The following is a 216-nucleotide window of genomic DNA, read 5'->3' on the forward strand; positions in this document are numbered from 1 at the left end:
GCGGTCGCGGTCGCGAAGGCATGGGGCGGCGAGGTGCTGTTGCGGTCGGTGCACAAGGCCTCCGACGAGGGCCTCGTCGAGGGCCGCAAACTGCTGTCGTTCCTCGGGCTCGGCGGAGGCGAGCGCCGCACGCAGCAACGCACCCGCGCGCTGCTCACCGGTTTCCTGCTGCACCGCCTGACCGGCGACAAGACCTACGCGTGCTTCTCGGATCCG

The 216-nt window shown here is 71.3% G+C and carries 1 pseudogene; it reads left to right on the top strand.

What is annotated here, in order from left to right:
* Window positions 1-216, top strand: a pseudogene (locus tag I0Q12_RS22925) (hypothetical protein); the annotation flags it as partial.

The sequence above is a fragment of the Rhodococcus sp. CX genome (assembly GCF_015865005.1).
Taxonomy (GTDB): Bacteria; Actinomycetota; Actinomycetes; order Mycobacteriales; family Mycobacteriaceae; genus Rhodococcus.